Source organism: Mesorhizobium sp. M7A.F.Ca.ET.027.03.2.1, from assembly GCF_003999175.1.
In the GTDB taxonomy this organism is placed as follows: domain Bacteria; phylum Pseudomonadota; class Alphaproteobacteria; order Rhizobiales; family Rhizobiaceae; genus Mesorhizobium.
This window is the reverse complement of the sequence record NZ_RZOM01000006.1, coordinates 1-23,249: the sequence shown is the minus strand read 5'-3', so window position 1 is coordinate 23,249 and position 23,249 is coordinate 1. Positions and strand designations below refer to the sequence as shown.

Annotated in this window: 23 protein-coding genes and 1 pseudogene; 16 read left to right on the top strand and 8 right to left on the bottom strand. The window is 62.3% G+C overall.

The window, feature by feature from the left end; genetic code table 11:
• Nucleotides 1–380: pseudogene (locus EN750_RS00760) on the bottom strand (CpaF family protein); the annotation flags it as partial.
• A gap of 530 nt (nt 381–910) precedes the next feature.
• On the opposite strand from EN750_RS00760, the gene EN750_RS00755 reads away from it, so the two are divergent.
• From EN750_RS00755 to EN750_RS00710, 10 genes are all read left to right on the top strand, one after another.
• Nucleotides 911–1,126, top strand: a complete 216-nt coding sequence (locus EN750_RS00755) for a Flp family type IVb pilin (RefSeq protein ID WP_127395326.1) — start codon at nt 911–913, stop codon at nt 1,124–1,126.
• Nucleotides 1,127–1,202: 76 nt separating this feature from the next.
• On the top strand, nt 1,203–2,237 hold the full coding sequence (cpaB, locus tag EN750_RS00750; RefSeq protein ID WP_127395325.1) for a Flp pilus assembly protein CpaB: 1,035 nt from the start codon (nt 1,203–1,205) through the stop codon (nt 2,235–2,237).
• A gap of 54 nt (nt 2,238–2,291) precedes the next feature.
• On the top strand, nt 2,292–3,737 hold the full coding sequence (locus EN750_RS00745) for a type II and III secretion system protein family protein (protein WP_127395324.1): 1,446 nt from the start codon (nt 2,292–2,294) through the stop codon (nt 3,735–3,737).
• Complete coding sequence (locus tag EN750_RS00740) at nt 3,724–4,014, top strand: hypothetical protein (protein WP_127395323.1); 291 nt, start codon at nt 3,724–3,726, stop codon at nt 4,012–4,014. The genes EN750_RS00745 and EN750_RS00740 overlap by 14 nt, the downstream gene beginning before the upstream one ends.
• 71 nt (nt 4,015–4,085) lie before the next feature.
• On the top strand, nt 4,086–5,627 hold the full coding sequence (locus tag EN750_RS00735; protein WP_127395322.1) for a Tad domain-containing protein: 1,542 nt from the start codon (nt 4,086–4,088) through the stop codon (nt 5,625–5,627).
• Nucleotides 5,628–5,634: 7 nt separating this feature from the next.
• Entirely contained in the window at nt 5,635–6,129 is a 495-nt protein-coding gene (locus tag EN750_RS39220; RefSeq protein ID WP_189525973.1) for a TadE/TadG family type IV pilus assembly protein, read from the top strand.
• 41 nt (nt 6,130–6,170) lie between these two features.
• On the top strand, nt 6,171–6,758 hold the full coding sequence (locus EN750_RS00725) for a TadE/TadG family type IV pilus assembly protein (protein ID WP_245482547.1): 588 nt from the start codon (nt 6,171–6,173) through the stop codon (nt 6,756–6,758).
• Nucleotides 6,755–7,918 carry an AAA family ATPase gene (locus tag EN750_RS00720; RefSeq protein ID WP_127395319.1) on the top strand — a complete coding sequence of 388 codons (1,164 nt, stop codon included), beginning with the start codon at nt 6,755–6,757 and terminating at the stop codon, nt 7,916–7,918. Before EN750_RS00725 ends, EN750_RS00720 begins: the two co-directional genes overlap by 4 nt.
• On the top strand, nt 7,902–8,492 hold the full coding sequence (locus tag EN750_RS00715; RefSeq protein WP_127395318.1) for a L,D-transpeptidase: 591 nt from the start codon (nt 7,902–7,904) through the stop codon (nt 8,490–8,492). Before EN750_RS00720 ends, EN750_RS00715 begins: the two co-directional genes overlap by 17 nt.
• Complete coding sequence (locus tag EN750_RS00710) at nt 8,489–9,076, top strand: hypothetical protein (protein ID WP_127395317.1); 588 nt, start codon at nt 8,489–8,491, stop codon at nt 9,074–9,076. Before EN750_RS00715 ends, EN750_RS00710 begins: the two co-directional genes overlap by 4 nt.
• Before the next feature lie 11 nt (nt 9,077–9,087).
• On the opposite strand, the gene EN750_RS00705 is transcribed toward EN750_RS00710, so the two are convergent.
• The 6 genes from EN750_RS00705 to EN750_RS00680 all read right to left on the bottom strand — a co-directional run bounded on the left by EN750_RS00705 (nt 9,088) and on the right by EN750_RS00680 (nt 15,070).
• Nucleotides 9,088–9,621: a hypothetical protein gene (locus EN750_RS00705; RefSeq protein ID WP_127395316.1), complete on the bottom strand. Its 534-nt coding sequence runs from the start codon at nt 9,619–9,621 to the stop codon at nt 9,088–9,090.
• Nucleotides 9,622–9,681: 60 nt separating this feature from the next.
• The gene (locus EN750_RS00700; RefSeq protein ID WP_127395315.1) at nt 9,682–10,596 is read right to left on the bottom strand and encodes a sugar ABC transporter permease; all 915 of its coding nucleotides are present in this window, start codon (nt 10,594–10,596) and stop codon (nt 9,682–9,684) included.
• Nucleotides 10,597–10,701: 105 nt separating this feature from the next.
• Nucleotides 10,702–11,997, bottom strand: a complete 1,296-nt coding sequence (locus tag EN750_RS00695) for a sugar ABC transporter substrate-binding protein (RefSeq protein ID WP_127395314.1) — start codon at nt 11,995–11,997, stop codon at nt 10,702–10,704.
• Nucleotides 11,998–12,092: 95 nt separating this feature from the next.
• Entirely contained in the window at nt 12,093–12,923 is an 831-nt protein-coding gene (locus EN750_RS00690) for a carbohydrate ABC transporter permease (RefSeq protein ID WP_127395313.1), read from the bottom strand.
• Nucleotides 12,920–14,095, bottom strand: a complete 1,176-nt coding sequence (locus EN750_RS00685) for an ATP-binding cassette domain-containing protein (protein ID WP_127395312.1) — start codon at nt 14,093–14,095, stop codon at nt 12,920–12,922. The genes EN750_RS00690 and EN750_RS00685 overlap by 4 nt, the downstream gene beginning before the upstream one ends.
• Before the next feature lie 174 nt (nt 14,096–14,269).
• A complete protein-coding gene (locus EN750_RS00680; RefSeq protein ID WP_127318852.1) occupies nt 14,270–15,070 on the bottom strand; it encodes an SDR family NAD(P)-dependent oxidoreductase in 801 nt (266 codons plus the stop codon).
• Between the two features lie 165 nt (nt 15,071–15,235).
• Here EN750_RS00680 and EN750_RS00675 point away from each other — a divergent pair, with 165 nt between their 5' ends.
• The 6 genes from EN750_RS00675 to EN750_RS00650 all read left to right on the top strand — a co-directional run bounded on the left by EN750_RS00675 (nt 15,236) and on the right by EN750_RS00650 (nt 21,656).
• On the top strand, nt 15,236–16,096 hold the full coding sequence (locus tag EN750_RS00675; RefSeq protein WP_127395311.1) for a DeoR/GlpR family DNA-binding transcription regulator: 861 nt from the start codon (nt 15,236–15,238) through the stop codon (nt 16,094–16,096).
• A gap of 39 nt (nt 16,097–16,135) precedes the next feature.
• The gene (locus EN750_RS00670) at nt 16,136–16,936 is read left to right on the top strand and encodes a BtpA/SgcQ family protein (protein ID WP_023809131.1); all 801 of its coding nucleotides are present in this window, start codon (nt 16,136–16,138) and stop codon (nt 16,934–16,936) included.
• 162 nt (nt 16,937–17,098) lie between these two features.
• The gene (locus tag EN750_RS00665; RefSeq protein WP_127395310.1) at nt 17,099–18,619 is read left to right on the top strand and encodes an FGGY-family carbohydrate kinase; all 1,521 of its coding nucleotides are present in this window, start codon (nt 17,099–17,101) and stop codon (nt 18,617–18,619) included.
• A complete protein-coding gene (locus tag EN750_RS00660; RefSeq protein ID WP_127395309.1) occupies nt 18,619–19,248 on the top strand; it encodes an HAD family phosphatase in 630 nt (209 codons plus the stop codon). The genes EN750_RS00665 and EN750_RS00660 overlap by 1 nt, the downstream gene beginning before the upstream one ends.
• Before the next feature lie 153 nt (nt 19,249–19,401).
• Nucleotides 19,402–20,388, top strand: a complete 987-nt coding sequence (locus tag EN750_RS00655) for a sugar kinase (RefSeq protein ID WP_127395308.1) — start codon at nt 19,402–19,404, stop codon at nt 20,386–20,388.
• Complete coding sequence (locus EN750_RS00650) at nt 20,388–21,656, top strand: D-tagatose-bisphosphate aldolase, class II, non-catalytic subunit (RefSeq protein ID WP_127395307.1); 1,269 nt, start codon at nt 20,388–20,390, stop codon at nt 21,654–21,656. The genes EN750_RS00655 and EN750_RS00650 overlap by 1 nt, the downstream gene beginning before the upstream one ends.
• A gap of 57 nt (nt 21,657–21,713) precedes the next feature.
• On the opposite strand, the gene EN750_RS00645 is transcribed toward EN750_RS00650, so the two are convergent.
• On the bottom strand, nt 21,714–23,060 hold the full coding sequence (locus tag EN750_RS00645; RefSeq protein ID WP_127395306.1) for an FAD-binding oxidoreductase: 1,347 nt from the start codon (nt 23,058–23,060) through the stop codon (nt 21,714–21,716).
• Between the last annotated feature and the right edge of the window lie 189 nt (nt 23,061–23,249).

The following is a 23,249-nucleotide window of genomic DNA, read 5'->3' as shown; positions in this document are numbered from 1 at the left end:
TTGATCAGGATGTCGGTAATGGAATCGTCCTTGAGCAGCGGCTCTATCGGCCCGAGGCCCAGCATCTCGTCGGCAGTGTCGCTGGTCAGTTGATCGAGTTCGCGCGCGTTCAGCGGCACCGCACGAGCGCGAACGAATTCGCGCACGATCGGACGGATCTCATTCAGGATCTCATCCTTGGAAGCATTTTCAAGGGCGGTCAGGTTGAACCGGTCGATCAAATGGCGATGCAACTCCACCTTGATCGTCAGGAAATCATCACCATGCGCTTCGATCTCAGTTGACGGAGATAGCGCGGGAACAACAGCCAGCGCTGCGAACGGCTCGGCTTTTGCCTCGACCTTCGACTCACTTGGCCCCTTGATGAACCGCCCCAGCATAATCGCTTATACTCCCCTTAATCCCTCATTAGCAGAAACTAACTGTTAACCACTGGAGGCACAAGCGCCCAGGCGGTCGGTTTAGACCCAATACTTTCTACATAGTTAAGATCAGGAGCCTGTAATAGCGGTCTTATTTGACACGGCTTCTGGTTCGCGGCCGAAGCGTCGATATCGCTTCCGGGCCCCATCCAATTTCTCGGGACGAGCCGCCTGTCATAGGCAGCTAAGCCCTTAGATATAAAGGAATATGCATTATTTCTAATGCTTCCTCATTCTCGCCACATCTGGAGCCAAATTGTGAACGAATGGTTAAGGTGCTCAAAAAATGAAAAGAATCAAGCTGTTGAGAAAATTCAGAACTGTAATCTTCTTGCCGAATCATGTACAGGAAAGTTAAGGAACCCTTAATCTCGTTTGACTCTGCGTTTTCTCGGGACCTAGGATCGAGATGACGGGGGATGCTTGGGTATGGATTTCATCCTTTGCTCTGTCTCGTCGGGTTCCAACCTCCAAAGGGAGAAATTGACATGAAGAAGCTCATGACGATGACCCGGCAGTTCCGCGACGATGAAAACGGCGCTGCCATGGTCGAATATTCTATTCTTATCGGCATCATTGCCGCTGCCTCTATTGTGACGATCATCGCTATCGGGACGTGGGTGAACGGCTCTTTCACCAACCTCTGCGACAGCCTGACAGGCGTTACCGGCGTGACGGACTGTACCGTTCCGGCAGCGGGCTAGTCACTTTTCCTATCCCAGGGCTCGGATCTGATCCGAGCCCTGGGCCCGAAATGTCGCCTTCTTGGGGTTCAGGTTCATGCGCGCGAACACACTCATCATGATCGTTCTCGCCGGCGTGTTCGGTGTCCTGGCCGTGGTTTTGGTCAATATCTGGCTGGCCGGTCAGCGGAGCGCAATGGCGCAAACGGGCATTGTTCAAGGCAGCACTGTCGTCGTTGCGGCAATGCCGCTGAAGTTCGGCGATACGCTGAGCGCAGACAAGTTGCGCGAAGTCGCATGGCCGGCCGGCGCAGTCCCAACTGGCGCCTTCAAGACAACGAAAGAGGCCTTGGCCGGCGAAGGCATCAGGCAGGCGCTGCAGACCATCAGCGCCAACGAGCCTGTTCTCGCCACGAAGATCACCGGCCCAGGCCAGCGCGCCACGCTTTCGGCGGTGCTTGGCGAAGGCATGAAAGCTGTTTCTATCAGGGTGAACGATGTCCTCGGTGTCGCCGGCTTCGTCTTCCCCGGCGATCGGGTCGATGTCTTGCTGACACGAACGGTGCGCGGCGACGATGGCGCGGACAAGAGTTTTGTCGACGTGCTGCTGCAGAGCATGAAGGTGCTCGCGATCGACCAGGTGGCCGATGTGAGCAAAGAAAGCCCGACGGTCGTAAAGTCGGTCACGCTAGAGGCCAGCACCAAGGATGCGCAGAAGCTGACGCTGGCGGCGGGCGCCGGCCAATTGTCGCTAGCGCTGCGCCAGGCTGCGGCCAGCAAGGGCGAGACGACGGAACGCGTGACGCTTTCCGACCTGATCGGCGAAACGCCGGCCGATGTCGCCGCCAGGCAGGCGGAGCTCGACAGGAAGGTAGCAGCGGAAGCCGAGGCTGCAGCCGAGCGCAAGCGCGCCGAAGACAAGATTGCCGGGTTGACCCAGGCCGTGGAGAAAGTGGGAAGCCGCCTCGACGAACTGGGCAAGGTAAAGCCCGCTCCCGTGATGGCGGCTGCACCGCAACCCGTCGTCAAGGAAGTGGTCAAATACGTGCAGCCTGAGCCGCCGGCGCGGGCAACGATCGGCGTTTTCCGGGGCGTGAAGCTCGAGACATATGACGTGCCGCGACAACCATGATAAGCTGCGGCTAATAAAGAGAGGCTGCCACCGGCAGCGATTGGGGAGACGGGGATGCAGGGGTTTTGGGTGAGGGTTGCGGCGGCCGCGTTGTCTTGCCTGGCGGCGCTGTCGCTGTCGAGCCTGACGGCCGAAGCGGCCGACCGTTTCATCGACGTGTCGACCCCCAGCGTCCATCGGATTTTCCTGCCGATGTCTCAATCGGTGACGATCCAGGTGAGCGCCAATCTCGGTGACATCGTCGTCGGCGACGAGAAGATCGCCGATGCCCAGCCGATGACAGACCGCACGCTCTATGTCATCGGCAAGGGCGCCGGCACCACCACGGTCAATCTGTTCTCCACGGACAAGCGCTCGCTGGGCGCGCTGCAGATCGAGGTCGGCGTCGATGTCAGCGACATGGCGCAGGCGATCCGCCAGGTGGCGCCAAAGTCGCGCATCGAAGTCGGCTCGGTCAACGGCAGGGTCAGGCTTGGCGGTCATGTCAAGGACGGCGCCACGCTGGCGGCGATCATGGCGGTTGCGCAGCAATATGGACCCGACGCCGTCATCAACTCGGTCATCGTAGACGACAGCCAGCAGGTCAATCTGGAAGTGCGCGTGCTGGAAGCCAAGCGCAACACCGGCCGCGACCTCGGCGTGTCGATCAAGAGCAGGAACGGCGATGGCACAACCCGTACCGGTACCGGTGTTGCTGCCGTCGACGAGGACGGTGTCGTGCTCGGACCGGGCGGTCTGCTCAGCGGCCTCCTGTCCAACTCGGCGCCCTTCGGAGCGCTGATCACGCGCGTCATCGACAGCAACATCAAGGTCGATCTGATCATTGAGGCGCTCGAGTCCAAAGGCGCGGTGCGCACCTTGGCTAACCCCAACCTCACCACGCTCTCCGGCGAGCAGGCCAGCTTCAACGCCGGCGGGGAAGTGCCTATCCGCACTCTCGACAAAGACGGCGAGATAAGCATCGTGTACAAGCAATTCGGCGTTAACCTGCTGTTCACGCCGGTCGTACTCGACGACGGCAAGATCCATATGAACCTGGCGCCGGAGGTCAGCGACCTGACCGGCTTCACCACTGCCGGCGACCCGATCTTCACCAATCGCAAACTATCGACCGTCGTCGAGTTGCGCGACGGCCAGAGCTTCGCGGTCGGCGGGCTTCTTTCGAGCAAGACGACCAAGCTTCAGGACCAGGTGCCTTGGCTCGGCCAGGTGCCTGTGATCGGGACGCTGTTTCGCAGTTCAAGCCACCAGAAGGAAGAAACCGAACTGGTGGTGATCGTCACCCCACACATCGTTCGGCCAGTGAAGCCCGGCGAGCAGCTGACGACGCCGTTCGACAAGACACGGCCCGCCAACGATCCGGAATTCTTCGTGCTCGGCCAGCTTGAAGTGACCAAGGACATGGTCCGCAAATATGAGCTGGGCGAAGGCGTCACCGGCCCCTATGGCCACATGCTCGACTTCAAATCGAAGGACAAGATGCTCTATGTCAAGAAATAGCGCCTTGATCCTCATCCTGTGCGCCAGCGCGCTGTCGGGCTGCGCCGCGGATTATCTGAACCACTACGATTCGGTGACCCTGGCCGCCGGCGACACGCAGAAATTCAATTCGCTGCTGCAGACGGTGGACCCGCTCAATCCTAACGCCAGGAATACCAAGATCGAAGGCGACGGCGCGCGCGCCGCTGCCGTTGCCCAGGGCTACAAATATCCGCCGCCGCCGCCGCCGCCGCCGGCGATCACGGTCAATGTCGGTGGGTCGGGTGTTACGCAGTGAACTGAACGGAAGGATGCGGAGGGCGCCGGGCTTGCGAGGGGCTCTGGCGCAGGAAAGCAGAGAGTAAGGTCATGTTGGGGACCATTCGTGCCTTCTGGAACGATCAACGCGGCGTAGCGATGATCCTCGTGGCTATCATGCTGCCGGTGCTTGTCGGTTTTGCGTTACTTGCCGTCGATATGAGCCGGGCTAACAGCCTTCACAATGATCTGCAGAAGGGGATTGACGCCCTAGCGCTTGCCACAGCCGCTGAGCTGGACGGCAGAGCGGATTCGATCACGCGGGCCGAGTTGGCGAAGACGACCCTACTCACCAATACAACGAAATTTTCTACCTCTGACGATCCTGCCTCGAACGTCCACACGCTCGCCGTGGCTGATGTGACCATTAAATATCTGACGGGGATACCGGCCGACGACAGCATCACCTTGAGCGCCGACGGCGTTGACGCCAATGGCGTCAACTGGGCAAGCACGGATCCCAAAGCCGTGACATTCTCTTTGGTGACGGTGAACGCTTCCGGCCTGGCGGATGGTGCAGGCGCCTTCGCGACAATCTTTCCGGCCAGCTTTGTCGGCAGCAAAAATACTTTCGACATCCGGCCCCAGGCTGTGGCCGGATTTGTCCAGTCGATCTGCGAAACGGTGCCAATCTTCATGTGCAATCCGTTCGAGACGACCGACCCGCTGACCAGCAAGACCATCCAGCAGGCGTTCGCGTCGGGGGATACCTACAGCCGCGAATTTCGCATCCTGAAGGCCGGCAACCAACCTGGCCCCGGCAATTTCGGACTGCTCGATAACAGCCTGACCTCGCTGCGCGATGCGATAGCGATGGGAACGGCTGGCACGTGCTACAACCGCAATGCAATCACTACCAAAACCGGTGTCACGCTTGGCCAGGTCAATGCCGGGCTCAACACCCGTTTTGCCATCTATAGCAATTCGCTGAATAAGTATGACAATGATTGGAGCTATCGGCCGTCGATGAACGTCCGGAAGGGGTCGAAAAGCACGGGCGCCGCTTGCAACAAATACTCCCCCGTCACCGACAATTCAGCGCTGCCTCTCCCTCCCGGCGCCAACTATGCCAACGGAAAATCCGACAAGATCAGCGCCAATAGCTTCTGGGACGCATACTGGCAGGCGAACCACAAGAAGCCGTACACGAGCCCCGTCCCAGCAAAAACCAACCCTACAGGAGCAACGACGGTTCCGGCATCCCGTTATGACGTCTACAGGTACGAGATTCAACACGATCTGGTGGGCGATCAATCACTGAATCCGACAAAGGAGGTCGGCACGCCCCTGTGCTACAAGGGCACCACTCCGGCCCTGACCGATGACCCAGATCGACGCCTCCTCAATATGGCAATCGTCGATTGCATCGCTAACACCGACAAGATCAACGGTCACGTTCAGATCAGGCCCGACGGCTATGCGAGTGTGTTCGTCAACACACCAGTCCAAAAGGACGACAACAGCAAGGACGATGAGGATACCTCGGCGAGCGAGAAGCCGATCAGCCTGGAGATCGTCGATGTCGATGGCGGGTTTGCCAACAATACGCTTGTCGACAAAGCATTCCGCAACGAAGCCCAGCTGTATCGGTAAAGTCGACATGACCAGGTTCGGCAAAATCATCCGGCGGTTCCGAGGCGACGAAAATGGCGCCGCTTTGGTTGAACTCGCGATCACGGCACCACTCGTATTGCTGTTATCGGCCGGTGTGTTCGAATTCTCCAACATCCTGAACACGCGTCTGCTTCTCGAAGCCGGCGTTAAGGATGCAGGTCGTTACATGGCACGATGCAGCAGCGATTGGGCGACCTGCAAGGCGCGGGCTCAAAACCTTGCTGCCTATGGGACAATCACTGGCGGCAGCGCCAGGGTGACGGGATGGCTTCCAGCAACAGTTGACATCACCAAGGCGGTCTCGCTGGACGCGGTTGATGCCGCCACGGGCACGCAGCTTTATCTTAGCAGCACGACCAAAGTCGATGTCGTAGATGTCAGCACATCCTATTCTTATCCGGGCGTTGGATTCTGGTCCTATCTTGGCTTTGGGGCCCTGACCCTCAGCGTGTCCCATCAGGAACGAGTCATTGGATGGTGAGGGGGCGCACCAAATTTTGGGCTGACCAGGCCGGAGCGGCAATGGTCGAAATGGCCATCGCTCTGCCACTGCTGTTGACGCTTCTGCTTGGCTTCGTCGATTTCGGCTACGCCTTTTACCAATGGAATGCCGGGAATAAAGCGGTGCAAGCCGGCGCAAGACTGGCGCAGATTTCTACCCCTGTCGCCATCGGGCTTCCCTCTGAGACGCTGACGCAGAGCGATGTCACCAAGGTGGGTACAGCGGTGCCGGCCGGCACTTATGATTATGTATGCACAGCAAGTGCAGCAGGCGTCGCTTGCTGCAGTATCGGTGGAGGCCTGTGCAAGCCCGAGAACGCAAACCAGGCCTCGTTCGATGCGATTTATGACGGCACTACCAACCGTGCCGGCATGCATGACTTCCTGCCGATGCTGGAAAAGTCAGAGGTGCGGATCGAATATGCGGCCTCCGGCCTCGGCTACTGGACACGACCCAGCGGACCGGTGCCGACCATCACAGTCAGCGTCACCAACCATCCCTTCCAGTTCTTCTTTCTCGGCGCCTTGCTCGGCTTCAACAACATCACCATGCCCTCCATGCTGAGCACGGTCACGGGCGAAGACATGAAAAGCACGTACACGCCATGAACGCCATCAACACCAAGGTTACCCCGACCAAGCGCAAGCAGGTGGCGCTGTTTTCGTCGGATCCGAATTTCAAGCGCGATGTGGCGACGCGGCTCGATGCGCTGGCGATCTATGACGTCAGGGTTTCCGAGACGAGCGACTTCCTCAAGGGGCCGCCGGCCGATACGCGCCCGGGCATCGTCATCCTCGATCTCGGCAATGGCGAGTTGCTCGGCAGGGCCGGCATCGTCGAGGCGCGCGCGCTGTGGGCCAGCGTGCCGCTGATCGCGGTTTCCGACGAGCTGAGCTCGGAGCAGACGCGCGTTTTGGTGCGCATGAACGCCTCGGACTGGCTGCACAAGCCGCTCGACGGCAAGGAGCTGCTCAATGCGGTGACCTTCCACGACACCGGCAACCAGGGAACGAAGAGCCGGATCATCACCTTCATCAGCGCCAGCGGCGGCGCCGGCGCCACGACGCTGGCGCTGTCGGCGGCCGAATTCCTGGCGTCGAAATCGGCTGAGCGCGCGGCGTCCACCTGTCTCGTCGACCTGGATTTCCAGAGCGCCAATTGCGGCGCCTATCTCAATTTGTTCAACCAGTTCGACCTTGCCGGCATCATCGGCCAGCCAGAACGGCTCGATGTCGAGCTGATGGACGTCATCAAGCTGTCGCGCCCGTCCGGCCTCACCCTCTACGCGTTCGAGCGGCCGCAACTGCCCTTCGAGCCGCATGGCAGCGATTTCGTCTTCCGGCTGCTCGACCTCGTCGCCTACCGCTTCGACGACATCGTCATCGACCTGCCCAATCTGGAAACGCCCTGGCACAATTCCGTGCTGTCGACGAGCGACGAGATCTTCATCGTCTTCGAACTCAATGTCGCGTCGCTGCGGCAAGGCAAGCGGCTCTACAAGAAAATCCGCGAGCTGCGCGGCAATGCGGTCAGCATCACGCTGGTCGCCAACAAGCACAAGCGCAAATGGTTCGGGAACCATTTTTCGCGCAGCGAGCTCGAAAAGATCTTCAAGGCGCCGCACATCAAGTCGGTCGCGCTCGACAATGCGCTCCTGACCGATGCGCTGAACAGGGCCATCCCGCCTTCCGAAGTCGATGGGCGGGCGCGCTTCAACAAGGATCTGAAGCGCATGTTCAAAGAGCGGCTCGATGATGCTGCCCGATAGATATCGGATCGCCCCGAAGCTCGCCGGCGCCTGCGTGCTCGGCGTGGCGCTGGCGCTGTCCGTCCACGACTTCGCCGAGGCGCGGTCGGCGCTTTCGGAGCGGCCGCCGCTGCCGGCGATGGGGCCCAGCCTGCGCAAGGCCGTTGCCTTCACGACCGCCGAGCAGCCGGGCACGATCGTCATCCGCAAGGACGAGAAGGCGCTTTACCTGGTGACCCGCCAGGGCCAGGCGCTGCGCTACCAGATCAGCGTCGGGCGCGACGGGTTCGGCTGGACCGGCATCGTCAAGGTCGGGGCGAAGACCGAATGGCCGGAGTGGCGCCCGCCGCAGGAAATGCGGGCCCGCCAGCCGGAGCTGCCGAAAATGGTGCCCGCCGGCCCCTACAATCCGCTCGGCGCAAGGGCGCTCTACCTGTCGCGGGACGGGCGCGACACGCTCTACCGCATACACGGCACCAACGACCCGTCGGGTGTCGGCTTCGACGGGACATCGGGCTGTTTTCGTCTCACCAACACGGATGTGATCGATCTTTTCAAACGCGTCGCTGTCGGCGCAAAGGTGGTGGTCCAATGACGATGATCAGCGAACCGGACATGCCGGCGATCGATATCGGAAACCAGGAACAGCGCGAACCGGTTGCCACCGAGAAATTCAGCAAGGCAAAGACGATCGCCGTCATCGTCGCCGGTGGCGCGCTTCTGATCACCGGCATCAACATGGCGGCCGCGGTCTATCTCTATCGGGGCATGAGCGACCTGCGTTTCGTCGAGGCGCGGCTGGAGCAGCTCGGCGCGTTCGAGCAGCGGATCGCGGCCCGGCTCGACACGGTCAACAACGGTTTTCAGAGCCGGTTCGAGAAACTGGACAGCCAGTTGCAAGGCAGCTTCAACGAGATCGATGCCGGCATTGCCCGGCTGGGGCAGAGTATGCCGGTCGCCGGCGGCGAGGCCATGCCGAGTGCGGAAGAAGCGTCCGAGATCGCCACCAGCACGCTGGCGCAAGCACCCGAAGCGCTCGACGGCGAGAGCGAACCCGGCGTCATCGAAGCGCCCGCACCCAGGAGGAGAATCGCATCGGCGTCGCCCCCTGCCCCAAGCTCCAACTACCAGCGCATCCAGCAGCCCGACGGCAAGGTCTATTACCGCCGGATCAACTAGACGCCATTGCTCTAGAGATCGCGCTGCAGCGCCAGGATGCGGATGGCCCGGACGGACCGCTCCCGCGCCTCAGTGAGGAAGGCGATGTGGCAGTAGGCACAGGCCACGATGCCGAAAAGCAGCACCAGGCTGTTCTTCAAGGTGAAATCGACTGCTAGCGAATATGGAAGACCCTTGGGCGAGGTGAATTCGGCAATCGTGCTCGCCGTTTCCGAATGGCTGCCGACGGCGATCATCAGGCCAGCGAAAATCAGGGCGACATGGTTGGCGAGGAACGAGAATGCCGACCTTTTGGTGTGGCACGCCACCCAGCAGACGATCGATGCCGCGGCAAGGATGGCGGCGTCGAGAGCCATGGAGCTTACCAGCCAGACATCGACCTGCTGCCAGAGCATCGCCGACAAAGGGCGCAGTTCAAGCCATATCCACCATGCGGTGGGGCTGGCCGGATAGGTGCCCAGCAACAAGGTCGCCATGCGCTCCCCTGCCAGGACCGCCAGAATGAGAAACGGAAAGGCGAAAAGCAGAAGCGGCTGGCGTTTCATGTTCCCTCGACAATCTGCAAGCCAGGATAGGCCGTATAGATTGCTCAAGGCTTAACGGCCCTACTTCCGGCCCTCTCCCGATTGCGAGCGTTCGAGGACGGCAAAGAAGATCACGGTGAGCAGAAGGACGATCAGCAGCAGCACGAAAGCGGCCGCCGCGCCTTCGTTGAGCGAAAGGCCGAGAAAGGCACGGCGATAGGCAAAGAAGCTCAGGACTTCGGTCGCGTTGCCTGGCCCACCCTTGGTCAGGACATAGGGCAGATCGTAGGTCCGGAACTCGTTGATCAGCTGGATGATGATGGTGATCGCCGCGACCGGCCGAAGCATCGGCAGGGTGATGTAGAAGAATTGCTGCCAGCCGCGTGCGCCATCCACTTCAGCCGCCTCATAGGGATCTCGCGGCAAAGCGGCGAGCCCCGCGGCGAGGATCAGCACGACGAAGGACATTTGCTGCCAGATGTCGATCGCCGCCATCGTCCAGAGCGCCATGCCTGGCGTGCCGAGCCAGTCGAGGCGCGGCAGGCCAAACGTTTCCATCAGATGATTGGCGATGCCGAGATTGGGCTGGAGCAGCATGCGCCAGATCAGGGCGACGCTGATCGGCGACATCGCCATGGGAATGGTCAGAACCGCGAAATAGACCGGCTTCATCCGGACCGTCCGGTTGAGCATCAGGGCGATGCCGAGCCCGATCACGAATTCGCCGACCACCGTCACCGCCGAATAGCGCACGGTGAGCCAGAGCGCGTTCCAGAACAGCTCATCGCCGATCATCGAGGCGAAATTTTTGAACCCGACAAGCGGCAGAAGCTGCGGCTTGATCAAGGTCATCGAGGAGATTGAGAGGATGCAGGCATAGGCCAGCGGAAAGCCCATCACGATCGCCAGCAGCAGCAGGCCGGGCAAGGCAAAGGCCCAGCCGGTCCGCCACTCGCGGCCACGGGCAGCCCATCCTTTTTTGATCGCATTGTGCATCGTGGCCGAGCCTTGGTCGGTTGCTGATCTCGTCAAGATCCGGGGTCTGACAAGATCCGGCGCGGCTGGCACCGCCGCGCCGGATCTCCTTGCCGAGCCGGACCGCTATTTGTCGAGGAGCCCCTGCAAGCCGTCGGAAGCCGCCTTCAGCGCCGCGTCCGATGTCGCCTGGCCGCCAGCCGCCAGCGAGAGCTGGGTACCGAGCAGATCCTCGTATTGCGCCGAATAGGTGAAGATCGGAAACGACTTGCCGGTCGCCACCACATCCTCGGCGGTCTTGTAGAAGGGATATTTCGCCAGCACCGCCGCATCGGCATAGACATCGCTGCGCACCGGCGCGTGGCCCTCGAGCGCGCGCTTCACCGAAACATCCTTGCTCTGCACCCACTGGATGAAGGTCCATGCGGCTTCCTGCTCTTCCGGCGACGTGTTCTTGGGAATGCCCCAGCCCCAACCGCCGCTTTCGCCATGGCCACCCGGCATCACCGACAGGCCGACCTTGCCGGCGACCGTCGGACACTTCACGGCATCGTCCATCTGCGGCAGCATCCACCAATAGGTGACCATGCTGAAGGCGGAACCGCTGCACATCAGGCGCATGGTGTCATCGAGTGTCGCCGATATGGCACCCTGCTGGGCGCCATGCTGGATGTTGTCGACATAGAGATCGAGCGCCTTCTTGGCCTCTGCCGTGTCGAGGCTCGCCTTGCCGTCGGCATTAAGATAGCTGCCGCCGGCGGAGAACAGGTAGTTGGAGAATTCCATGCTGTTGGGGTCGCCGCGCTGGCCCTGCATCGCGGCTCCGGCGACGCCGGCATTGGCCTTCATGAATTTGGAAATCGCCACATAGTCTTCGAGGGTCGTCGGCAAAGCGAGTTCCTTGCCGGTTGCCGTCTTGTAGGCGGCCTTGAGCTTCTCGTCGCCGATCAGGTCCGTGCGGTAGAGGAGGCCCATCGAGTAGTTGTACATGGGCACCAGGAACAGCTGATCCTTGGTCCGGCCGAGCAGGTCAAGCGTCGAGGGGATGAAGGGGCTCAGATCGTATTTGGATTTCTCGACGAAAGGTTTCAGATCGGCGAGCCAGCCGGCCGCCGGAAATTCGCCGGCCCACAGGAAGTCGACCTCGAGCACATTGTAGTAGCTCTGCGGCGCGGTCAGCTGCGACACCAGCTTGTCGTGCATGTCGGGATAGCCGATCTTCTCGAACTCGACCTTGATGCCGGTCTGCTTCTCGAATTCGGGCAACAGCGCTTCGATGATCTTGGTTTCCGGCACGTCCTCCATCAAGGCGTGCAAGGTGATGGGCTCAGCCGCCCTGGCCGGAAGCGATGCGCTGACAACCGCTGCCCCGCTCACCGCCGTCATCAGCATTTTGATCAAGGTCTGCTTGTTCCAAGTCATAACTCTCTACTCCTCTTTCCCTCTGGACGCGGCGGTGATCCCGTCACGATTTCATAACCGGCTAGCGAGCCATGTCGGCTCTCGGAGCGGCCGGCCTATTTCACGCTGCCGAACGTCAAGCCCTGGACGATGAAACGCTGGATGAAGCGGGAAGCCACGACCAGCGGCAGGATGGCAAGGACGACGCCGGCAGAGACCTTGGCGATCTGGACGCCGTTCGAGGTCTGCAACGCGGCGAGCGCAACCGGTATGGTCGCCGTCTTCGGCCCGCTCAAAACCAGGGCAAACAAAAACTCATTCCACGCCAGGATGAAGCCGAGGACGCCGGCGGCCGCGATACCGGGCATCGACACCGGCAGTACAATGCGCCAGAAGGCGCCCCAGGCGGTCGCGCCGTCGGTCAGGGCCGCCCACTCCAGATCGACTGGAATGCCTTCGAAGAAGCCCATCAGGATCCAGGTCAGGAAAGGCAGGTTGAGCGCGGCATAGACGATGATCAGCCCGGTCAGCGAATTGCTGAGCTCCAGGCTTCGGAACAGCGTGAAGGTCGGCAGCACCAGCGCCACGGGCGGCAGCATTTGCGTCGCCAGAACGGCAAAACGCGCCCACCGACCGCCCGTACGGAAACGGGCGAAGGCATAACCGGTGGTGGCGGCAAAAGGCAATGCGAGCAGAACCGAGCCGAGCGCGACGATCAGGCTGTTGAGGTAGGACTGACCGAAGCGGCTCGACAGGAGCGCCGAATAATTGTCCGTCGTAAAGGCCGGCATCAGCTCGTTGCTGTAGGATAGCTGCTCGGGCACGAAGCTCGTCCGCAGCACCCAGAGCGGCGGCAGCAGCACGATGGCGCAAACGACAATCAGCCCGAAATGCAGGCCGAAGCGGCGACGAAAGGCCGGCCGCTCGTTTCTGTCCATGCTGGTCATCGAGTGGCCCCCATGAGGCTCGGCCGCGCGATCACCAGTTCGGTTTCGGGATCAAACAGGTGCATCGGCAGCGGGTCGATGTAGAGTTCGACGATCGAGCCGACGGGCGCCGTGAAATAACGGCTCAGGCGGGCGGCGATCTCCAACGGCTTGCCGCCTCCGGCGGGGTGGGCATCGTCCGTGCCGGTGGCCTGACCGGCAATCTGGCCGATCAGGACGTTCTCGGCGCCGAGAGCTTCGACGGCCACGACCCGTACGGAAATCTTTTGCCAGTCCGGCTTGTCGGGGCTTTCGTGGAAATCCTCGGCCCGCACGCCCAGAATGACGCGGCGCCCGACACGCTCGCCATAAGCGTTGCGGTGGCGGGCGGGGACGGCAAGCACGGCACCACTATCGGTCAGGACGGAGAGCCCTTCGCCAGGTGCGGCCTGAAGCGTGGCCGGAATGAGGTTCATCGGCGGCGTCGCCAGGAAGCGCGCGACGAAGGTGTTGACCGGGTCGGCATAGACTTCAAGCGGCCGGCCGGCCTGGACCAGGCGACCATAGCGCATGATGCATATGCGATCGCCCATGGTCATGGCCTCGACCTGGTCGTGCGTGACATGGACGATGGTGCGGCCGAGGCGTCGGTGCAGCTTGACGAGTTCGAGCCGCATCTCGGCACGCAGCTGCGCATCGAGGTTGGACAGCGGTTCATCAAGCAGGAAGGCCGCCGGTTCGCGAACGATCGCCCGGCCAAGCGCGACACGCTGACGCTGGCCGCCCGAAAGCGCTGCCGGCTTGCGGCCGAGAAGATTCTGCAAACCGAGCAGGTTCGCGGCGTCGGCAATCTTGGCATCGATCACTGCTGCGTCGGTGCCGCGCATCTTCAGCCCGAAAGCCATGTTCTGCCGCACCGACATATGCGGATAGAGCGCGTAGCTCTGGAAAACCACCGCGACGTTGCGGTCGCGCGGCGCGACATTGGCGACGCTCTTGCCACCGATGCGAAGATCGCCGGAGGAGATACTCTCCAGGCCGGCAATCATCCGCAGCGTCGTCGACTTGCCGCATCCCGACGGGCCGAGAAAGATCACGAATTCGCCATCGGGAATGGTGAGATCGACCTCATGCACCCCGTAATTGCCATTGCCGTAGAGCTTGGAAACGCGATCGAGCTCGATAGACGCCATAGACATTCCTCATGAACCCGTCTGACCCGGCTGAACGCCGAAGGCCGAAGTCGAGCGAACGGTCATCTTAGAGAACAAAATGTAACATTGAAAGCCTGCCTTCTGATCATATGTGTTCACTTTTTTGGATGGCGCGTGCCAGCATCAGGATCCGGTTACAGCCGCCAAAAGCCGTCAGGTCATGTAGACGCCGCCGGTCACGTTGACGCCCTGGCCAGTCATGAAGCGGGCTTGATCCGAGCAGAGGAACACGACGACGTCGGCGACATCCTCCGGCAACTCGAGCCGGCCGAGCGGCGTCTGCGCGATATAGTCGGCGACCACCCGTTCGGGCGTGACCTGCCGCAGATGCGCCTCCCATTCGACTTCGCGCGATTGCATGCCGGTCTTGACGAACCCCGGGCAGACGGCATTGACGCGGATTCCCTTGGGCGCGAGTTCGCGGGCAAAGGCCTGGGTCCAGCCGAGCACGGCGAACTTGGATGCCGAATAATGCGCCAGGAGCGGCGCACCGACCTTCGCGGCAAGCGAGGCGGTGTTGACGATGCAGCCCGTGCCTTGCTTGACAAAATGCCGTCCAGCGATCTGATTTGCGAGGAATACCCCGCGCGCATTGACCGAGAAGTTGAAGTCCCACTCCTCGTCGGTCAGATCGAGCGCGTGCTGCATGGTGGACACGCCGGCATTGGCAATCAGGATATCGCAGCCGCCTAGCGCTTCCAGCACAGTGGCAAAGGCCGCCTCGACGGAATCGCGACGGCGAACATCGACCGTGACGGCGGCGGCACCGCCGCCAATCTCCTCGGCCGCCTTGCGCGCCGCGTCGGGATCCAGATCGCCGATCGCCACGGCGACACCCTGCCGCGTCAGGGCGGTCGCGATCGCGCGACCGATCCCCGCGCCGCCACCCGTCACAAAGGCACGCTTGCCCGCGAGTTCGGCAAGCACTGGAGGAATGACGGAGGCAGCCGGCATGATCGTAATCTCTCTGCTTGGTGGCGGAACGCGTTCTGTTAATATCGAGATGCATACCAATAAATTCGAACACTGCAAACATATTTTTGTTTGAAAATGTTTGATCATGCGGTAGAGTCGAAGTTGCAGACCGCTTCGTCAGCGGCTTACCCACCGGATACATCGATGGCCGACGACACCGCCTCTCCCCTATCGTCCACGCATGGCGCACCGCGTGATGCCGATCGTCAGCGCCTTCTCGCGCACGATCGACAGGCACGCATCCTGGCTTTCCTGCGCCGCACGGGGTCGCTCACCGTCGCTGCGGCAGCGGCCGAACTCGCCGTTTCCGACATGACGATCCGCCGTGATCTGGTCGAATTGGAGCGCGAGGGCAGGCTTGTACGAATCCACGGAGGTGCGATCGAGGCGGACAACCCGCCGCTGGTCGCCATGGACAGTGAGGAGCCGAGTTTCGATTCGCGCTTGCGCCAGCGCCGTGACCCGAAGGCCGCGATTGCCGCCGCCGCGGCCGCCTTGGTTTCGGGATACCGCACGATCGCATTGGATGTCGGCACCACCACCTATCTGATGGCCGAGCACCTCAAGGACCTTCCGCACGCCAAGGTGTTCACCAACAGCCTCAGGATCGCGGCGGCGCTGAACGGCGGCGTGCCCGAAGTCTATGTTGCCGGCGGCCGTGTACGGGCCGACGAGATGTCGACCGGCGGGCCCGCGGCCATCGCCCAGTTCGAGGCGCTGTGGTTCGATGTCGCCGTGATCGGCGTCTCCGGCATCACGGCGGACGGCCTCTTCGACTATTCCTTCGATGATACCGATATGAAGCGCGCCTATCTGAGACGCTCAGGCACCAAGATCGTGCTCTGCGATTCCGCCAAATTCCTGCGCATGTCGCTGGTGCGGATAGCGCCACTGTCGGACGTCGACATCCTCATCACCGATGCCGAGCCGCCGGCCAAGATCGCCGCGGCGCTCGCCGCGGCCAAGGTCGACCTGCGCATCGCGCCGCCGCTGACGCGCGACTGAGGCGCAACATTTTCACTTTATCCCCAAGGAGACGACTCGATGGTATTTGAATTTTTCGGCGACAAGAAGAAGGCTGTCATCTCGATGGCACATATCGGTGCCCTGCCGGGAACGCCCCTCTATGATGCCGATGGCGGCCTCGACAAGCTGATCGATGGCGTGCTCTCCGACATCCGCAAGCTGCAGAGCGGCGGCGTCGATGCCATCATGTTCGGCAACGAGAACGACCGCCCCTATGTCTTCAAGGCGCCGCCCGAAGGCATTGCCGCCATGACCGCGATCGTCCAGGCGGTGAAACCCGAGCTGAAGGTGCCGTTTGGCGTCAATTATCTCTGGGACCCGACTGCCAGCGTCGCGATCGGGGCAGCCACCGGAGCCCGTTTCGTGCGCGAGATCTTCACCGGCCTGTTTGCTTCCGACATGGGCCTGTGGGAGCCCGATTGCGCCGCCGCCTCGCGCCTGCGGCACAATCTTGGCCGCGACGACATGAAGCTTCTCTTCAACATCAATGCAGAGTTCGCACACTCGCTCGACCAGCGTCCTATTGAATTGCGCGCCAAGAGCGCGGTGTTCTCGTCGATGGCCGACGCCATCCTCGTTTCCGGTCCGATCACTGGCCAGCCGGCCGACCAGTCCCACCTGCGCAGCGTCTGCGAGACGATCAAGGACGTGCCGGTCTTCGCCAACACCGGCGTGAACATCGACAATGTCCGCGATGTCCTTTCGCTGGCGAGCGGCGTCGTGATCGGGACCCATTTCAAGATCGATGGCAATACCTGGAACGCCGTCGACGGCGATCGGGTCAAACGCTTCATGGACGTTGTCGCCACTTTGCGCTGAGAACGGCTTCCACGGCGATGCCGGCCATCGCGCCGGCTCGCGGTGATCATATCGATCGTTGCGGGCCGGCGTCCGGAATGATCGACTGGTATCGAGCAGCGGGACACGACGAGGCAGACAGGTTCGCCCGCCTGCCCTTCCCGGCATTTCAATGGATTCGACATGGCGTTCGTTCTCGGTCTCGATATCGGCACCACCTCGACGATCGGCATTCTGATCCGGCTTCCCGATCAGGTGCTGGGCCTCGCCTCGCGCCCCGTCACGCTGCATTCCGAGCATGCGGGCTGGGCCGAGGAAGATCCCGCGCAATGGTGGACCAATCTCCGCGACATCGTGCAGGAGTTGCTGAGGACCAGCGGCATCAAGGCCGAAGAGATCGTGGCGATCGGCACCACCGGCATGCTGCCGGCGGTCGTTCTTCTGGACGACCAGGGCGAGGTGCTGCGACCGAGCATCCAGCAGAGCGACGGCCGCTGTGGCGCCGAAGTTGCCGAACTGCGGACCGAATGCGATGAGGCGGCTTTCATCGCCAAGGCCGGCAACGGCATCAACCAACAGCTGGTCACCGCAAAGCTGCGCTGGATAGAGCGTCACGAGCCGAAGGTGTTCAGCCGCATCGCCACCGTTTTCGGCTCCTATGACTATATCAACTGGCGCCTCACCGGTGAACGTGCGGTCGAGCAGAACTGGGCGCTGGAGGCCGGCTTCGTCGATGTTTCGACGCACCGGATCGACGACGACCTGGTGGCGCTCGCCCACATACCGCGCTCGGCCGTGCCACGAAAGATCGCCTCGCATGAGATCCTCGGTTCCGTCTCGGCGAAGGCCGCGGATGAGACCGGCCTGATGGCGGGAACACCTGTCGTCGGTGGTGCGGCCGACATGATCGCCTCCGCGCTCGGCGCCGGAGTTGCCAAAGCAGGCGATGTCCTCCTGAAATTCGGCGGCTCGGTCGATATCCTGATCGCCACCGATCAGATCAAGCCAGATCCCCGCATGTATCTCGATTACCACCTGGTGCCGGGCCTGTTCATGCCCAATGGCTGCATGTCGACCGGCGGCTCGGGCCTCAACTGGTTCGTACGCAATTTCGCCGGCGGCGAGATGGCCACGGCACAGGCCGAGGGTATTTCGGTACACCAGCGGCTCGATGCGCTGGCGGCAGAGCGTCCCGCCGGTGCCGATGGCCTCACCATCCTGCCCTACTTCCTCGGTGAGAAGACGCCGATCCATGATCCAGCGGCTCGTGGCGTGATCGATGGGCTGACGCTGTCGCACGATATCGGCCATGTCTGGCGCGCTTTGCTCGAGGCCTATGCCTTCGCCATCGCGCATCATATCGAGGTGCTCAACGACATGGGCCACCGGACCGAGCGCTATCTCGCCTCCGACGGCGGCTCAAGCAGCAAGGTCTGGATGCAGATTGTCGCGGATGTCCTGCAAAAGCCGGTCCAGCGCCTGACCGGGCACCCCGGCTCTTGCATCGGCGCTGCCTGGACGGCGGCGATCGGCGTCGGCCTGACCGACGACTGGTCGGGCGTTTCCGGTTTCGTCAGCTTCGCCGACCGGCTCGATCCCGACCCGCGCAAGGCTGACATCTACCGCGACGGCTATCGCCGCTATCGCGATCTTTATGCGCGCCTGTCGGCTCCTGGCGCGACCAGAGCGGGATCGTCATCGTGATGTATCGCGCCGTCGCCTGGGACATCGACGGAACGCTGATCGACAGCGAGCCGTTGCATCATCAATCCCTCCTCGCCGGCTGCCGCAACTGGAACGTCGATCTTGACGATCTGCCCGACCAAGCCTTTCGCGGCATCCATATGGGCGACGTCTGGACAACGCTGCGTCCGCGTCTCCCGGTCGGGCTCGACCAGGCGGAGTGGCTCGCCGCTATCAATGCCCACTACGTCGCGAACCGGGCGAACGCCGTCCCGATCCCCGAGGCGGTCGAGACGATTCGGACCCTGGCTGACCGCGGCGTCCCGCAGGTCTGCGTCTCGAATTCCGGCCGGCAAGTCGTCAATGCCAATCTCGATGCGCTCGGCGTGCTCGACCATATGAGTCTCACAATCAGCCTCGACGACGTGTCGGTCGGCAAACCCGACCCAACGCCCTATCGCGAGGCCTGCCGGCAGCTCGCCATAGCTCCAGGGTCCGTAGTGGCCGTGGAAGATAGCCGCACCGGTACCAAGGCCGCACGGGCCGCTGGTCTGTTCGTGGTTGGCTATCTCCCCAGCGGCGTCCTGCTCGGCGACGTCGATCTCAGTACCAACCGTCTGTCGTCGATCCTGGACCTGTTTCCCGGCTGAGGGTTTGCGCGTCGTTCCAAGTGTGCGCTTGACCATGCATGCAGGTTTGTAGCGTGATGGCAGCTGATCGATTCACATCGATCCGGTAGGAATCCTCTTGCGCCTCGGCGTCGTGAAACCGCGAACGACACCACACCCAGGATTGGACGCTTGATGAACGACCTCCCCCAAACACTTGCAGCGGACTCGCTCGGGCCAACCGTGACGATTGGAGAAATCCTGGTAGAGATCGTCGCGAGGCAGACGGGCACCGGCTTCCGGGAACCTATCGACCTCATTGGTCCCTTTCCGAGCGGCGCGCCCGCCATCTTCATCGATCAATGCGCACGTATGGGCGGAGCGGCCGCAATGGTGGGCGTGGTCGGCGACGACGATTTCGGCGTCGTCAACATGGAGCGCCTGAAGCGGGACGGCGTAGACACTTCAGCCATCGCTGTTTCCCCGGATTATCCGACGGGCAGCGCCTTTGTTCGTTACCGCACGGACGGAAGCCGCGATTTCGTCTACAACATCGCCAAATCCGCCGCCGCCCGACTGGAATGGAGCCCGCAGGTCGAGGCGCTGATCGCGCGTTGCGGGCATATCCATGTCATGGGAACGGTGTTCGCAAGTCCCGCAGCCTGGGCGATCACCGAACGCGCGATCCCGCTGATCAAGGCACGCGGCGGCACGATGTCGCTCGATCCGAACCTGCGCAAGGAATTGCTGGCGCACGGCCAGACCGAGGAGAAATTCGCCGGTCTGGTGGACGAAGCGGACCTGCTGCTGCCGTCGGGCAATGAATTGTTCCTGGCCGCCGGCACGGACGGGGAGGAACGCGCGATCGAGGCGCTGTTCAGACGAGGGGTCAAGGAGATCGCCGTGAAGCGCGGCGAACATGGCGCGTCAGCCCGTCAAAGCACCGGAGCCCGCGCCGATTGCCCCGGCCTCATCGTCGAGGAAACGGACCCCACCGGCGCCGGCGACTGTTTCGGGGGAGCCTATGTCGCATGCCGGCGGCTGGGGATGGCGCTGCAGACGGCGCTCGAATTCGCCAACGCGGCAGGGGCGCGCAACGTCACACGCCTCGGTCCCATGGAGGGAGCCGGCACGCCGGCCGAGCTGGAGGATTTCATGGCAAGAACGGCGAGAAGAAATTGATGCGTGTGGCGATCGACGATTTGCCGGACCTGCACAGGGACGGGAAGAAAATCGGGGTGACCTCGGTGTGCTCGGCGCACCCGCTGGTGCTGAAAGCCGCACTGCGCCACGGGCGGGAAACCGGCACCACCGTCCTGATCGAGGCGACGTGTAATCAGGTCAATCATCTGGGTGGTTATACGGGCATGACGCCGGCCGATTTCGCGGCGATGGTGGAAGCGCTCGCGGCAGCCGAGCAGTGCCCGCAAAAGCTGATCGTGCTTGGCGGGGATCATCTCGGCCCCAATCCCTGGAGAGACCGGCCCGCCGAGGAGGCGATGGCGCAGGCCGGGACGATGATCGATGCCTATGTCCGCGCCGGCTTCCGCAAGATCCACCTCGATGCCTCGATGGGCTGCGCGGGTGAACCGGCGGCGCTAGACGACCACACGGTGGCCGGGCGCGCGGCCAGGCTGGCAGGCGTCGCGGAGCAGGCGGCAGCGCAGAGCGGCGGGGCAAGCCCGGTTTACATCATCGGCACGGAAGTGCCGCCGCCCGGCGGCGCCGATCACACATTGGATGCGATCACCCCGACCAGTCCGGAGGCCGCTCGCCAGACACATGCCATTCATGCCCAGGCATTCCACACCGCCGGGCTTGAAAGCGCATTTTCCCGCGTCATCGGGCTTGTGGTGCAGCCGGGCGTGGAGTTCGGCAACCAGAATGTGATTTTCTACGATCGGCCAAAGGCCCGCGACCTGGCGGCAACCCTCGACAGATTGCCGTCGCTCATTTTCGAAGCCCATTCGACGGACTATCAAGGTGAGAGGCCGTTGCGTGAACTCGTCGAGGACGGCTTCGCCGTCCTCAAGGTCGGACCCGAGCTGACCTTCAAGCTGCGCGAGGCGCTGTACGCGCTCGACCTGATCGCTTCCGACCTGGTGCCTGGCTATGGCGAGCGGCCACTTTACCACGCAATGGAAGAGCTGATGCAAGGCACCCCCAAGAATTGGGCAAGCCACTATCATGGAAGCGATGCCGACAAGCGGACGCTGCGCCACTACTCCTATTCCGATCGCATCCGATATTATTGGGCGATCCCGCAAGCCCGTGCCGCCTGCAACCGTCTTTTCGATACGTTGAAAGGCCGGAGGGTACCGGTGACGCTGTTTCTCCAGCACCTGCCTTCTGCAGTCACATGGGCTGGCCGCGCCTGCGACGGCGAGGAGATCGCGATCGGTCACGTCCGGCGGAGCATCGAGGCCTACGCCCGGGCATGCGGCACCTGAGATCCTCGTCCGGCACTTCAAGGCCAGAGCGGATGGCCTGGCGGGCGGCAGGAACGCTTACAGCGATGGCCCCAATCGGATCGGACTGCCGTCGCTGAAACGGGATTGACGGAACCTGTAGAGATTGTGCCCGGTCTCGTTGCCTTGGACGAGGTCGGACAGCACACGGCCAATGCCGGGTCCGATGCCGAAGCCGTGACCACTCATCCCGGTCGCTATGACGAGACCCGGGATCGCAGCGGCGCGATCGACGATGGGCACGACATCGGGCATCGCATCGATCATGCCCGCCCAGCTCGCCTTGATCGGCACAGTCGTGAACTGAGGGAAAAGCTCCCTGAACCCGCGGTCGATGGCGCGAAGCGCCGACGTCTCGGGAGCCGGATTGAGGACGCGCATCCGTTCGAAAGGGCTTTCTTCATCCGCGTTCCATCTGCGCGGCGTCGACCAGCTGTCCGGGTATCCTCGCGGGGCCGCCGGCAGGTAGCGTGTGCCGAAGGGATTGGCCATCAGGGCGCTGATATATTTGCCCGCATGGCGAAATGCGTCCGGCCCTATGTAGAGTTGGCTACTGCCTCCCGATGCGAGCGTATACCCGCCATCCTGCCTGCGTCGGAAAGCGATGCGTTCGTCCGCGGCGGCACCGGCGTGGATTTCCGCCATCGGTGCTGTCGCGGCGACGGTCGCCCTGACGCTGAGTTGCGGAATCGAGATGCCGTGGGCGCGCAGGAAGAGCGACGTCCACGCGCCGCTGGCGACGACGACGCTCGAGGTCGCGATGTGCCCTTTCTCGGTCCAGACGCCACTGATGCGTCCCGCGGAGATGTCAAGCATACGTGCCGCGCAATTTTCGATGATCGTCACACCTTCGCGGGCCGCCAGGCGAGCAAGCGCGGGCACCGCGACCCAAGGTTCCGCCCGCATGTCCGATGGGGTGATCATTGCGCCTTTGAACGGTCGCGACATGGCAGGGATCAGGCTTGCCAACTCACCTTGATCGAGGAGACGCGTGTCGACGCCATGAGCCTGGGCAATCTCGAGAAACTTCGCGAAACCGGCCATCTCCTTGTCTGTCCGCGCAAGATAGGTAACGCCCGTCTGCTTCAGTCCTATGTCCTCGCCACATTCCTGCGCCAGTTGCCGCCAGAGGCGCTGCGCTTCGATGACGATCGGCAGTTCGTCGGCATCGCGGCCCTGCTGCCGGATCCAGCCCCAATTGCGCGAGGATTGCTCGGCGGCGATGCGGCCCTTTTCCAGCAGCGTCACCGAGACGTTCCGTCGCGCCAGGAACAGTGCCGTGCTCACGCCAATGACCCCGCCGCCGATGATCACGACGTCCGAAGTCTTCGGCAGGGGATGCTGGAACTGGATCGAGGTGGCTTCGGTGAAGGGGAAGATTGTCAAAGAGCACCGTCCTTCTTGGTATGCTGCGGCGACATCCGGTCCACGCTGGCAGCGATATCTGGGCAGCGATATCTGGCCGCCGTGAAATGTCGATACCACGCGAGGAGATTGATCGTCAGCTAGTGCTTGCCGACAAGGACGGCGGCAGATCGCGGGTTTGGAAGAGCCCTGGACAATGAGTCCTGAAAC